Raw genomic sequence first — 12874 nt, 5'->3', positions numbered from 1 at the left:
AGTCTAATGGTAACCGTTCACGGAATGATGGGATTGTTGGATGATCTTATGAAAAAGTTTATTCTAATAATTGTATTCATCGCCTTTTTCATATATCCATCTGTCGGTCTTTCCTCTTATCTCGTTGAGTTAAAAAACGGCTCTACATTTATAACTAACCACTATTGGGAGAAAAAAGGCCAGATAAAGCTTTACTTTCGCGGCGGAATTGTGGGGATTGAAAAAAGCCTGGTCCGGGAAATCAGGAAGTCTGATTTGCCTTACATAAAGGAAGAATCACGGCCGGTAAAAGAAGAAGAGGTCAAAGCAGAATCTGAATACAAACCGGAATCGGGGCAGGAAAAAGAGACAGGGCTGTTGTCTCATCCTGAAAAAGAAGCATTTCTTAAGGAAAAAATGCGTATCGCAACGGAAATCGAGACTGTTTCCGCTGCCTTCATGGAAGCAAAGAGGAAAAAGGATGGTAAGCAAACAGATGAGCAATGGGAAAAGCTTCTGTTGTTACAAAAAGAACTTTCAGCTCTCAGCGATAAGGTAAAACCCGCTTATGGGGGTAAAGTTCCTTCATGGTGGGATAAGGATGACCAGATGTAAAAAATAAAATCTAAAAAACTTCTTTCCAAGACTGAATTAACATATTGTTTGTTGTATTTGAATACTTGTTTTTCAAGGCTGTGTCAAAATAGAGTGTACCTGAATTTTTTATATCTAAGGTTTTAGCCCATATTGCTCCATAGACCGATGAACTGTTTTTCATGTCAACAGGTGCAAATGGAGCATATACCAGCCCCTTGAATTCACTGTTGTGTTTAAAATCGATCTTAGAAGCAGAGTTTGAAAAAATAGCAAAATCCGTTGCGTTCCCAACAACATTAATTGTCGAGCCGTTCTTGGCTTCAAGACCACCTTCCAGGAATATGTTGACCGGTGGTCCTGCCGTTACATCAACAGTGAGGCTTGACCCAACTTTCAGGGTGATATCCGTGAAGTAATAATTGGCTCCACCTGCTTTTCCGACGAGAGTGACGGGGCCGCTGGTGTTGATTGTGGTGCCGACTCCGGAGAGGTCATTGTCGTTGCTGACACTATAGGTAGAAGGATCATATATGCCTCCGGAATTTACACCAAGAGGGTCAGGATCGATCCTTCCTGCATTGACAGGGGTTGTTTCATAAAATGTTGTGCCGCCATGAATGCCGTCTGTTGTAGGAGAGCCGTCTGACTGTTCGCCAAATACTCCGCTTCCATCAATCAACACCCCATTATGGGTCACCAGCCAGTCATTAGATCCAACATCGGCTTCATGCGTGCTTTGAAATGACGGGTTAGAAGGATCGTTTTTTGTGGGATCGGGGCTGCTGCTGTCATAACTCAAAGTAGTTCCGCCATTTTTCGTATCTAATTTTGCATCACCAAATCCAGCGTAATTAATAGCGCTTGTGACCTCTCTCGCAAATGAGACTTCTATGACGGATTGCGAGTTTCCAGGACCGCTGCCGGTGCTGGTGAAGGTGTAGGTATTTGAATCAGTCATTGATATGTCTGAGATAGTAAAGGAAAAATCCGCAGGTGTTGTATAATAAGAAGTAAAAGAAACGGTATCTTCGATATTTGCAGGCAGAGCAAAGGTTTCATTTTCAAGTCCATCTTTTATGCTTGCAATTACGTATTGAACGCCGGCATCTGCATCGTAGAATGCCTGTTCGCTGGCCCTGTAATTGCTGCCGATTTTAAGGTCTGTTGTCGTTACTATAACCGCTGTGGTTCCCAAAATCGCTATAATAGCAAGGAACATAAGCCCAAGAGGAAGGACCATTCCTTTTTCATTTTTATATATCAAACCCATATCTGATATTTAAAACCCTTTATTGAGACCTTTGAAGGTCGAGCAGTCGAAACGAGCAACCAGTAACGAGTTTCTATAAATCAAGATTTCTCGGCGTTATTAAAGAGGTTAAAGTGTGTGTCCTGTAACCGTTATTTGCTGAATAATCAGAGCCTGCTTCGACAGTTTTGGCGGTTAAGGATACAAAGTATTGCCTTCTTCTACTATTAAGTCCCGCAAATTATATGCCATTTCGGCATTTCCAATAAAAATTGTTGGTAATCAACAAAAATTATATTATCATATTATATTATGGGATTCAAACTCTTACTTTAAAATAAATTATATCTTAGCTATTAAAATATTTAATGTTCTAATCGTTTGTATAAAATTAACTTTACCAATTTTTTTCAGAAACCAATATTTGACGGTTTCGTAATAAGTCCAGCATACCCCTTAATCGTCATTCCCACGAAGGCGGGGCACGAAGTGACACGTAGTGAAGCGGAAGCGCTAACCGTCAGCGCTATCCAGCAATTACAGGCTGTTGCAATCCATGAGATTGCTTCGCTTTGCTCGCAATGACGTGTTTTTGGACTTTTTACGAGTTTATCAATATTGACTTTAATATTTGATGGAATTATTACAACTAATATTATATCATGAAAATATTATGAAAAAGTTTATTCCGCTAATAATAATTTTCTTCATCATATGGCCTGCTGTATGCTTTTCTTCTTATCTTATTGAGTTAAAAAACGGCTCTACATTCATAACTAACCACTACTGGAAGGAAGGTCGTCAGATAAAGTTCTATTATCGCGGCGGAATTGTGGGGATTGAAAAGAATTTTGTAAGAACAATAAAGAAAACAGATATAGAATATGAAGAAGAGATAGATTCTGAAAAAAATATAACTGACATGGAAAGTAAAACCAACGGAAAAACTGGTATTGTAACGAGAGAAGAGAAAATAAAACCTGAAACATTAGATGTAAAATACTATATAAAAAGAAAAATAGAGCTGGTGGCCAAACTTGATGAAAGCCTGGAAAAAATCCGGGAAGCTACACATAATAAAGATCAGGAAGCCAAGAAAAAAGCAAGGGATGAAATGAGAAAGATTTCCGCTAAGATATATGATATTACTGACAAGGTAAAGGAAATTAACAATGGAAAGCTGCCTGAAGGCTGGTGGGTAAAAAAGTAGAGCTTCAAATAGCATCCCCTTTACATTTCCTCTTCCCAGCTAAGTATGAGCAAAGGATGGTTTTCTGTCTGATTATCTATCGCTGAACTGCAATAGACTATATTGGAATTTCCACCTACAATATCAGCATCTACGGATCCGCCGGCAATCAAAGCGCCAGTAATGTTCTTATCCCCGCCGCCGGTAATTGTAATAGCTCCTGTCACAATAACTATACCATACCATGAAAACCCGCCACTCATATCCAGATCTCCCTCAACAAGAAGTATCCCGCATCCTGCAGAGCCTCCACTAAGTTTTATATAGGTATTCTGTGTGTTGTAATAAACAATGTTGCTGGAGCTGCAAGAAGAAGGATCCTGCAGGGTTGCACCTGGTGTCGGAGTTCCCCAGTTCATTCCTGTATCAGTGGCGCTATTTACAGTATACGCGAAATCAGCGGAGCCTTTAAAGGAATCAACTACAGACTGGATGTCCATGTTTGCGCCGTTGTATGAGATAGCGGGGTCGCCGGAAATAGTGGGATTGCCGTTCTCCGTAATCGACCCCTCGGCCTGTGAAGTAATAATCCCCGGCTTATCCTCGCTTCCGCAACTATCTGTGCCGATAATATTAGTACTGGAACCCTGAATAGTCGTTGAGGCTTCAATATAAAGAGCGGCCGGCGCAGTTACAGGAGGAACCAGTGTCATTTCAACACATATTGCCTTGTTTGAAGTGCCTGAATAGCCGTAACTCGTAACAAGATAGATATTTTTGTTGCCGGAGTACGTCCCATCAAGATTGCGCTGGCTGATCCCGTCGCCGTCAGGATCTCCCCAGTATAAAATATTGCCTGATGTATCTGTCTGGTGTTTTATTTCTACAACATATGCCAGATAGGATTGAAGACTGGATACCCTAATATGCATCGCATTACTGCTGTTGTATCCCTTTCCTTGCGCTTTTACATTCTCTCCAATATATGCCCTCCATTGGTCAGAGGTGGGATGTCCATCATTAATATGATTTGCCGCACTTTGGCGGAGCCTCGCCCTTGCCTCTTCGATTCCCGCTTCCGCCGCATAAAATGCCTCTTCGCTGGCCCTGTAATTGCTGCCGATTTTAAGGTCTGTTGTTGTTACTATAACCGCAGTAGTTCCCAGAATCGCTATAATAGCAAGGAACATAAGCCCAAGAGGAAGGACCATTCCTTTTTCATTTTTATATGTCAAACCCATATCTGACATTTAAAACCCTTTATTGAGACCTTTGAAAGTCGAGTAGTCGGAACCCGTAACCAGTTTCTATAAACCAAGATTTCTTGGCGTTATCAAAGAGGTTAAAGTATGTGTCCTGTATCCGCCATTTGTGGAATAATCAGCATCTGCTTCAGTTGTCCTGGCGGTTATTGTAATCCTTATCTGTCGAATATCAGCATTTTCGGCAGTTGTAGTTACTTCCGTCACGCCATCAGCTTTTAGGCACAAAACTTCAAACGTCTCGATGTTTTCGGCAAATGGCTGGTTGCCGCCACCGGTATTCGTATTCCTGTCGATCTGATTATTCGTGCTGTCATATAAATATGTTATATGTTCGTAAGTACCGCTGGTGGTGTCGATACTGCCGTTGCCGTTAAGGTCCGCATATACATCGATTGTCGATGAATCCGCATTATATGGAATACCATCAAAACTTACACCAGCCGGATTATACCCCGCCATCCTGATTTCTCTGGTCATCATGTCCATGGCAGCTCTTGCTGTCTGAACCATCTCGACAATCTGTTCCTGAACATCATATGTTTTGCGCTGAATAAGGAAGGTGCTCGACAATGCCGTCAGGATAATCAGACCAATTGTCATGGCAATCAGCATTTCCACCAGGGTAAAACCGCTCTCTCTATTTTTAGGCAAATAATGCAATAGGTTTACTCCGCAAGGATAGTATTTAAAACAACCGAATGGGCATCAGAATCCCAATATACGGTAACAGTTATCTTCTTCATGCCAGCGGCTGGATCACCGGCAACTACGGCTGTGATTCTTTTATATAAAAGATAATTTGGAATGATATTATAGCCTTCTGTCCCAGCTTCAGCATCAGCGCCAGCGTATCCAACCCCTCTGATCTCTTCCATCTTATCCTGCGCCAGAATCGTGGCGGTGCTAATCCTGTTGCTAAGCTTGTTGCTGTTAATTACCCCTGTTATCAGGGCAGCCGTTCCAAGCAGTCCTACTGTCAAAATAAGCATGGCAAACAGAACTTCCATTAGGGTAAAACCATTGTTGCTGTCGCATAATCTGCACATTAGGGAAGTTTTTCCTTATGTTTATGTTAAATAATCCTACAATGACGCTTGTCATTTCGCTTGCCTGTGCGTGTCCGCACGCAGACAGGACCAAAAGGAGGAATCCTTAACTATATGTTTTGCAGTAAGATTTCTCGTCGCTTCGCTTCTCGAAATGACATCTAAATGGCAAATGGTGTTGTAGAGATAATTATAAATGAGTTATCTTAACACGTCCTGTTATAGTAACACTCACCTTCTTTGAGTTGGTCGAATTGGTTAGACCAACACTGCCGGTGTTTGATGTTCCTCTGGAAAGAAAACTAATATTACTGAAGCTGTTACTACTAAAGCTGCCGCCGCTAACGCTGCCGATAGTTACGTCATGATAATTGGGCCAGATATTCACGGTTTTCTCTTCACTGACAGTCGATATTTTATACTCATGGTTGCTAAGATACGTTACCGTAGCCGTGGAGTTCTCTTTAACAGCTCTCATCCTTGCTGCCATCAAATCACCCATCACCTGCCTGGCCGCTCCATTTAACCTGCTTTTCGGCATGTAAGACAGAAAATTTGGAACGGCAATGCCGGCAAACACCGCCAGAATAGCAATTGTAACGATCAGTTCAATAAGTGTAAAGCCGGATTGTTTATTGCAAAGCCGCATAGAGCCTCGATTCCTCATTTCCGTCATTCCGGCGAAAGCCGTAATCCAGTCTTTTCAAGTAGTTGCAGATCATCTGGACTCCTCCCGGACTTGATCCGGGATCTACCGAAATGACGACTTTTTGCGAATCCATTAAAATTGATTTATATGCAAATTTTGCGCCAGCCACTACGAGACCTTTGAAAAATGCTCAATTTTGTTTAAGTTCAAGGAAGGCGAAATTTTTAACCGTAGGAATACATTGAGTGTTTCGAGGCTTAAAATTTGAGCCTGACGCCAACACGAAGTGAAGCATCAGCGCTCAATTGGGCAAAAGGGGGCATTTTGCAAAGGTCTCCCACTACCTTTAGTCGAGTAGTTAACTGATCAAACGGTTGTTGCCATGTAGCCTGTCTACGCCGACCCCGCAGGTCGGAACAATCGTACTGGGATGAGTCTGCCTGCCCTGTTAAATTCCAAAGGACTATTTAACCAGGGTGGCTAAATCTAAAAGAAAAAACAGTGAAAATAACCAGTTCCGGGGGAAAATCAACTACCTGCCGCAAATAAAATCCACGCCATTTTGAAACATGCGTATGCCGGCTGTAGTACCTGGATTTATTGCGCCTCCGCAACGCTTTATCTTTTCCTTATCGCGCATCCAGTCCGGATGATTTGTCCAGTGGTTAAAGGCTTCGGGATGAGGCATAAGGCCGAAGATCCGGCCGGTGGGATCACATATACCGGCAATATCATTTATTGATCCGTTTGGATTAAATGGAAACCTGTTGTCGGCAAGACTGCCTTTTGGCATGGCATACTGCATAGCAACCTGGTTGTTATCAAATAATTGCTCAATTACGGCCTTGCCTGAATAAAACTTTCCTTCTCCATGTCTTATAGGAAGCTCCAGGGTATCGAATCCTTTTGTAAATACACATGGAGATAAAGGATTAACCTTAAGCATTACCCACTCATCCCTGAAATTTCCACAATCATTAAATGCAAGGGCAATAGATCGTGTCTTGTAATCGCCCTTAAAGCCGGGCAAAAGCCCCAGGTTGACAAGTGTCTGAAATCCATTGCATATTCCAAGCACAAGATTCCCCTTGTCAACAAATTCAAGTATCTTATCGCCTATATTTGTCTTCAGACGAACAGACTGAATCACACCTGCGCCGTGATCGTCTCCCCAGCTAAATCCTCCCACAAAAATCATTATCTGGAAATCATCAAGAGTCACGGAACCGTCAATAAGCGAGTTGATATGCACCCTACTGGCTGAAGCTCCGGCCAGTTCAAGGGCATAAGCTGTCTCATTATCACAGTTCAGGCCGTATCCGGCCAAGACAAGAGCATTTACCCTCTTCATATCAACTCTCCAAACGGTTTTTTCCACGCGGTTTTCAAGTCTTGAACAGGCATGGAAATAATGGTCTTGCTTTTCCCTCTGTTTTTAGAATCGCTGATAACCAAATCGCCGGACTTATCTGTTATAACCCCTATACAGGAACAAGGAAGCCCTTTAAAAATATCTTCAAAGATCTTTCTGTTTTCAGGATCTATTGTCACTATAAAACGACCCGCTGATTCTGAAAATAAAATGGTGTCAATACGATTAATCCTCTTGGAATGAATAAGAGCAAGATCGACCTTCATGCCCAGATCTCCGCCCATGGCAACCATTGTTAGATGCACTCCCAGACCGCCGCGATATATTCCATGGGCAGATGCGACAACCTCTTTTTCAATAGCGCTGCCAAGAGCTCTGTAAAGCAAGGCAAACCGCCCGGCATGCACCTGCGGGACATTCAGGCCGACATATCCATAATGCTCGTAGTATTCTGAGCCTCCAAGCTCGTTTCCTGTTTCTCCAAGAATATAAACCAGATCACCAGGTATCTTGGAGTCCATTGTAATGCATTTGTTTATATCGTCGATAACAGAGATAGTTGAAAACTGGATGGTTTCAAGAGCAGATACCTTGTGGGTTTCACCATACCGGCCTGCAAGATATCCATCAACATACATGCTGTCTTTGCCTGAAAGGAGCGGTATTCCATATTCCAGGCAGATATCCCGAAGCGCCCGGCATGAGCGAACCAGTTGCGCTGCCTTAAATCTGCCGTCAGGATTATCTTCAGGATGGTATTGAATGTTGGGCCAGCAAAAATTATCCACACCGCCTATCATGTCCAAGTCTGCCCCGACAGCAATCAGCCTTCGCACAGCCTCATCAATAGTGCAACTTGTCATGTGATAAGCATCTATTTCCGAATATGTGGGTAGCAGCGCCTGGGCAAAAGCAAGCCCCTTCTCAGAATCAAGCACAGGCCTTATAACCGACGCATCAGTGTTAACATCGCGACCAACGCCTACAAGGGGTTTAATAACGCTTGTTCCCTGCACTTCATGATCATACTGCCTGGATATCCATTCTCTGGAACATATATTGGGACGCGACAAAATGTCTGTCAGTAAAGATTCATAGTCACGAGGCTCTCTGATAACCGGTTCAAAGAGTCCCCTTTTTTCAGGCTCCTGCCAGTGCGCATCAAATTCCCACTGTGGAAAACCAGCGCTTAATAGATCAAGATTAATACAGGCGCACGTCTTCCCGTTATAGGTGATATGAAGTTTCCCTGAATCCGTATATTTACCGATAACGGTGCTCTCAACAGCATGCTTTTTTGAAAGTGCAAGGAAACTGTCCAGATCCTCCGGCCTTATAGCCACGGTCATGCGCTCCTGGGATTCTGAAATCCATATTTCCCATTGATCAAGGCCTTCATATTTTAAAGGAACCTTTTCAAGCTGGATTTCGCATCCGTTTGAAAACAGAGCAGATTCCCCGACAGAGGATGAAAGCCCTCCTCCTCCGTTGTCTGTAATAAATCTTATAAACCCTTTGTCGCGCACCTCTAATATAAAATCATGCATCTTTTTCTGGGTATATGGATCCCCTATCTGCACATGACCGGCAGGGGTGCTTTCAGAAAAAACCTCAGATGCCGCGGTCACGCCATGAATCCCGTCTTTGCCGACCCTTCCGCCGCACATAATTACCAGGTCTCCGGGTGATGTTTTTTTCTGTTCCGCAGGCTCTCCCTTTATCTGCGTGGGCATTATGCCGACGGCTGTCACAAAAACCAGGGCCTTTCCCATATAACCAGGGTGAAAAATGAGCTGTCCAAAGGTTGTGGGGATCCCGCTCTTGTTGCCGCCGTCCCTCACACCTTCTATAACCCCATCCAGAAGACGTCTTGGATGAAGATGCGGGGCAAGATCGCCATTATAATCCCTATGCCCTACACAATAACCATACCCCCCCATAATCAGCTTTGCGCCCTTGCCTGTTCCCATGGGATCACGATACACGCCGACGATACCGGTTATTGCTCCGCCGTAAGCCTCCATGTTGGATGGGGAATTGTGGGTCTCACCTGTGATAACGTAATAGTGATCGTCGTCAAATTGTCCTGCGCCGGCATTATCCCACAGCACAGACACAACCCACGGCTTTTTTTCCTTTAATGAGAGTGTCGGCTGCTTGATACAGGTTTCAAAAATATTGTCCACAACCTCTGCATGGCCTGTTGAAAGATCCTTGTAATGGAACAGCCCCTGAAAGGTATTATGGTTGCAATGATCGCTTCTTGCCTGGGAAATATATTCAAGTTCAACATCTGTGGGTTCTGCAAGACCGACCAGGGCCCGCTCTGCCTGAACCTTGGTGTCTAAAAAATAGGCCCTGATGGTTGGAATATCATTTGGATTCAAAGCAAGGTTCCGCTCATCGCTTATTCTTTTCAGTGTTTCATCAGTGTCAATCGGAATCGGCATAACAACCGGCTTATGATCAAGCCTGACCCTGGGAATAATAATTCCAGTTCCTGATTTATTGTCCCAATCCTGTTGCGAATATATCTTCCATTTTTGTATAATGTTGTTGGCAAGCAGTTCGCCGGCGATTTTGTCAACATCTTCGGCTGTCAGCCCTTTTGCTTTCAGGCAATACCGTTTTGAAGTATAGATCGCCTCCCCGGGCTTAAACTTTATTCCTAAAATATCCTCGACCGCCTCAACAGCGGTGCTGCCTGGATTGTCCCTGACACCCGGCCTGAAACCAACCCAGATAATCCAGTCAAAATCAATTAAAAGAGGATTATAAGAGGATGTCTGTGTTACAGGGTTTGTAAAGATTTCTGTCTGAATGGTTTTTAACTGGTCGGTGGTCAGGTCGGCATCAATGGTAAGTGCATTAATAGTGCGTACACGTGAAAGCTTCAGGCCAAAATAATCAAATGCCTTCCGGCGAATACCTTCCCCTTCAGCATCAACAAGATCCTGGTTAAGCGCTATTTCGAGTCGATACGGCATAATGGTTCAGGGTTCAGGGTTCAGGGTTCGTCTCTTTCTAATTTGGAACCGTAAACCGTGGAACTGTGAACCTAAATTGTTACATTCCTTTTAACTAAAAAATACGCGTGAAATATCATTATAAAACACAAAGATCGTCAGCAATATTAATATGAAGATCCCTGCCTGCTGAGCGATTTCACGAACTCTTATACTGACCGGACGTCCTGTTGCAGCTTCGATAAAAAAGAAAATCAGATGACCGCCATCTAAAACCGGTATAGGAAGTATGTTTAAAACGCCAAGATTGATGCTAAGGAGAGCAATAAAAAAAACAAGGCTGGTCGCCCCCTCCCTGGCATGCTGCCCAGCCATCTCGGCAATCATTATCGGGCCGCCCATGGTTTTCATAGAGACAGTTCCCTGTATCATTTTACCAATACTAATTACAACTAATTTGGAAATTTTCCAGGTTTGGATAATACTCTCTGAAAAAGCCTGAAACGGATTCAACTCCCTTGCAAATGTAGCACCGGAGGCTGTAATTCCGATTACATATCGGTTAATTTCATCGCCGAATATACTTTTTGTGGGAATTTGCTTTGGAATAACATTTAAAACAAGACTCGATCCTACCCTGCGAACTGTTAAGGCAAGGCTTTTACCTTTGCTCTCGGTAATAATTTCAGCCATCGTCTCCCAGCTCTTGACAGCAAGTCCATCAATTTCTATTATTTCGTCATCCTTCTGCAATCCTGCCTGATAAGCCGGTGAACCTTCGGTAACATCTCCGATAACAGGTTTTAAAATAATAGCGCCGTAACTTTGAAAAATTCCAAAAAATATTATTGCGGCAAGAAGAAAATTAAAAAAAGGACCTGCCGCAACGATTAAAATCCGTTTAAAAACATGCTTATGTGTAAACGAAACAGGCATGTCAGCAGGAGATATATCTGCATTTGGTTCTTCTCCCACCATCTTAACATATCCGCCAAGCGGCATTATAGAAACAATGTACTCGGTTCTGCCTATCTTTTTTCCGAACAGTTTAGGGCCAAACCCCAATGAAAATTTTTCCACGCCCACTCCAAAAAGCCTTGCGACAAGGAAATGGCCAAGTTCATGAAAAAAAATAAGTATCCCCAAAACTACGACAAATGAAAATATGGTAGTTAACATAATTATAAGTTCCAATCTAATGCCATTAACTTAAGAAAACCCGGAGGCACACACTGCGATATTTTTACCACCAGAGCACGAAGTGAGTAAAGATAAAGAAAAAACCTTCGTGTTCTTCGTGGTAATTAACAATAAAATAGATTAGTTGATGATGTTGAGTTCCGGCTATTAACAGCCGATTATCTCCTTTTTTGAGTATTCCCGGGCCCATTTGTCAGATTCGATAATATCGGACAGCTCGGGATTTGCGACAACAGAGTGAATCTCCATTGTCCTGCTTATAACCTCTGGTATTTTAACAAATGGAATGCGTCTGTCTAAAAAAGCCTGCACAGCCATCTCGTTTGATGCATTTAAAACCGCGGGAAGGGTTCCGCCTGTCTTGCCTGCGGTATAAGCCAGGCCTAAACAGGGAAACTTATCTAAATCAGGCTTTTTAAATGTCAAAGGATCCATGTTTGCAAAATCAGGTATCGGTTGTCTTAAAGAAAGACGCTTTGGATATGATATGGCATATGCTATGGCCACCTTCATATCCGGTATGCCAAGCTGGGCGATTATTGCTCCATCCCTGAAAGAAACCATTGAATGAATCACGCTTTGCGGATGAATTACAACCTTTATCATATCCAGAGAAACCTTGAAAAGGGATTTGGCCTCTATTACCTCAAGCCCCTTGTTCATAAGTGTGGCCGAATCAATGCTGATCTTTTTGCCCATCTGCCAGGTTGGATGCGCAAGAGCATGTTCCGGCGTTATGCTTGCGAATTCACTTGCCGGCCGGTTCAAAAAGGGGCCTCCTGAGCCTGTAAGTAAAATACAGTCAAGATCCTCTTTTCGCTGGCCCGCAATACATTGAAAGATAGCGCTGTGCTCGCTGTCGATCGGAAGTATGTTTATCCCTTTTTCATCAGCTTTTTTCGCAACAATCTCGCCTGCCATTACAATGGATTCTTTGTTAGCCAGAGCAATGTTCTTGCCTGCCTCTATTGCTGCAAGAGTCGGAACAAGACCTGCTGCGCCTACCATTGCAGACACAATCATATCAACAGATCCATGTGTGGCTGCGGCTCTGTATCCATCTTCCCCGTACATTATTTCAACGCGGGTCTTTGGGGGAAGTATTTTTTTCAGTTCAAGAGCCCTGTTCCCATCAATAACAACGGCAAGCTCAGGAGAAAATCTCTTGATCTGGTCGGCTAACAGTTTAATATTGGTTCCGGCCGCAAGGGCTTTAATACCGAATTGCTCAGGAAACATTTCTATAATTGCAAGAGCATTACAACCGATTGATCCTGTAGATCCAAGTATGGAAAGCTGTTTCATTGTATAGTAAAAGTTATAAGTGAGCTAAAGTGCCTAAAATGCCTAAAGTTAAGGAAT

The 12874-nt window shown here is 43.1% G+C and carries 11 protein-coding genes; 2 read left to right on the top strand and 9 right to left on the bottom strand.

The genetic code is table 11. The annotated features are described in order from the left end of the window. Window positions 1–6: 6 nt before the first annotated feature. A complete protein-coding gene (locus VMW78_00175; GenBank protein HUV49432.1) occupies window positions 7–594 on the top strand; it encodes a hypothetical protein in 588 nt (195 codons plus the stop codon). Window positions 595–604: 10 nt separating this feature from the next. Here VMW78_00175 and VMW78_00170 read toward each other — a convergent pair whose 3' ends face one another. Beyond that, on the bottom strand, window positions 605–1846 hold the full coding sequence (locus tag VMW78_00170) for a pilus assembly PilX N-terminal domain-containing protein (GenBank protein ID HUV49431.1): 1242 nt from the start codon (window positions 1844–1846) through the stop codon (window positions 605–607). 652 nt (window positions 1847–2498) lie between these two features. On the opposite strand from VMW78_00170, the gene VMW78_00165 reads away from it, so the two are divergent. Beyond that, the gene (locus tag VMW78_00165; GenBank protein ID HUV49430.1) at window positions 2499–3035 is read left to right on the top strand and encodes a hypothetical protein; all 537 of its coding nucleotides are present in this window, start codon (window positions 2499–2501) and stop codon (window positions 3033–3035) included. A gap of 20 nt (window positions 3036–3055) precedes the next feature. Here the strand turns inward: VMW78_00165 and VMW78_00160 are convergent, their stop codons facing one another. The 8 genes from VMW78_00160 to VMW78_00125 form a co-directional block, all read right to left on the bottom strand. Next, complete coding sequence (locus VMW78_00160; protein ID HUV49429.1) at window positions 3056–4264, bottom strand: pilus assembly PilX N-terminal domain-containing protein; 1209 nt, start codon at window positions 4262–4264, stop codon at window positions 3056–3058. A 57-nt stretch (window positions 4265–4321) separates the two neighbouring features. Then, entirely contained in the window at window positions 4322–4939 is a 618-nt protein-coding gene (locus VMW78_00155) for a prepilin-type N-terminal cleavage/methylation domain-containing protein (GenBank protein ID HUV49428.1), read from the bottom strand. 5 nt (window positions 4940–4944) lie between these two features. Then, entirely contained in the window at window positions 4945–5325 is a 381-nt protein-coding gene (locus VMW78_00150; GenBank protein HUV49427.1) for a prepilin-type N-terminal cleavage/methylation domain-containing protein, read from the bottom strand. 190 nt (window positions 5326–5515) lie between these two features. Beyond that, complete coding sequence (locus tag VMW78_00145; GenBank protein HUV49426.1) at window positions 5516–5974, bottom strand: GspH/FimT family pseudopilin; 459 nt, start codon at window positions 5972–5974, stop codon at window positions 5516–5518. A 532-nt stretch (window positions 5975–6506) separates the two neighbouring features. Next, the gene (locus VMW78_00140; GenBank protein HUV49425.1) at window positions 6507–7325 is read right to left on the bottom strand and encodes a phosphoribosylformylglycinamidine synthase subunit PurQ; all 819 of its coding nucleotides are present in this window, start codon (window positions 7323–7325) and stop codon (window positions 6507–6509) included. After that, entirely contained in the window at window positions 7322–10333 is a 3012-nt protein-coding gene (locus VMW78_00135) for an AIR synthase-related protein (GenBank protein ID HUV49424.1), read from the bottom strand. Before VMW78_00135 ends, VMW78_00140 begins: the two co-directional genes overlap by 4 nt. Window positions 10334–10423: 90 nt before the next feature. Then, on the bottom strand, window positions 10424–11491 hold the full coding sequence (rseP, locus tag VMW78_00130; protein HUV49423.1) for an RIP metalloprotease RseP: 1068 nt from the start codon (window positions 11489–11491) through the stop codon (window positions 10424–10426). 168 nt (window positions 11492–11659) lie between these two features. Then, window positions 11660–12817 (bottom strand): 1-deoxy-D-xylulose-5-phosphate reductoisomerase, encoded by a 1158-nt coding sequence (locus VMW78_00125; GenBank protein HUV49422.1) that lies wholly within the window; start codon window positions 12815–12817, stop codon window positions 11660–11662. Window positions 12818–12874 lie beyond the last annotated feature (57 nt).

This window comes from Anaerolineae bacterium, from assembly GCA_035529315.1.
Taxonomy (GTDB): Bacteria; Desulfobacterota; Desulfobacteria; order Desulfobacterales; family ETH-SRB1; genus Desulfaltia.
Note: the sequence above shows the minus strand (reverse complement) of the source record. Positions and strands in the feature narration are given on the sequence as shown.

What these genes read in the sequence shown, in the direction of transcription:
- VMW78_00125 (HUV49422.1), bottom strand. Translation starts at nt 12,817, where the DNA reads ATGAAACAGCTTTCCATACTTGGATCTACAGGATCAATCGGTTGTAAT.
- rseP (HUV49423.1), bottom strand. Translation starts at nt 11,491, where the DNA reads ATGTTAACTACCATATTTTCATTTGTCGTAGTTTTGGGGATACTTATT.
- VMW78_00170 (HUV49431.1), bottom strand. Translation starts at nt 1,846, where the DNA reads ATGGGTTTGATATATAAAAATGAAAAAGGAATGGTCCTTCCTCTTGGG.
- VMW78_00150 (HUV49427.1), bottom strand. Translation starts at nt 5,325, where the DNA reads ATGTGCAGATTATGCGACAGCAACAATGGTTTTACCCTAATGGAAGTT.
- VMW78_00140 (HUV49425.1), bottom strand. Translation starts at nt 7,325, where the DNA reads ATGAAGAGGGTAAATGCTCTTGTCTTGGCCGGATACGGCCTGAACTGT.
- VMW78_00145 (HUV49426.1), bottom strand. Translation starts at nt 5,974, where the DNA reads ATGCGGCTTTGCAATAAACAATCCGGCTTTACACTTATTGAACTGATC.
- VMW78_00175 (HUV49432.1), top strand. Translation starts at nt 7, where the DNA reads ATGGTAACCGTTCACGGAATGATGGGATTGTTGGATGATCTTATGAAA.
- VMW78_00135 (HUV49424.1), bottom strand. Translation starts at nt 10,333, where the DNA reads ATGCCGTATCGACTCGAAATAGCGCTTAACCAGGATCTTGTTGATGCT.
- VMW78_00160 (HUV49429.1), bottom strand. Translation starts at nt 4,264, where the DNA reads ATGTCAGATATGGGTTTGACATATAAAAATGAAAAAGGAATGGTCCTT.
- VMW78_00165 (HUV49430.1), top strand. Translation starts at nt 2,499, where the DNA reads ATGAAAAAGTTTATTCCGCTAATAATAATTTTCTTCATCATATGGCCT.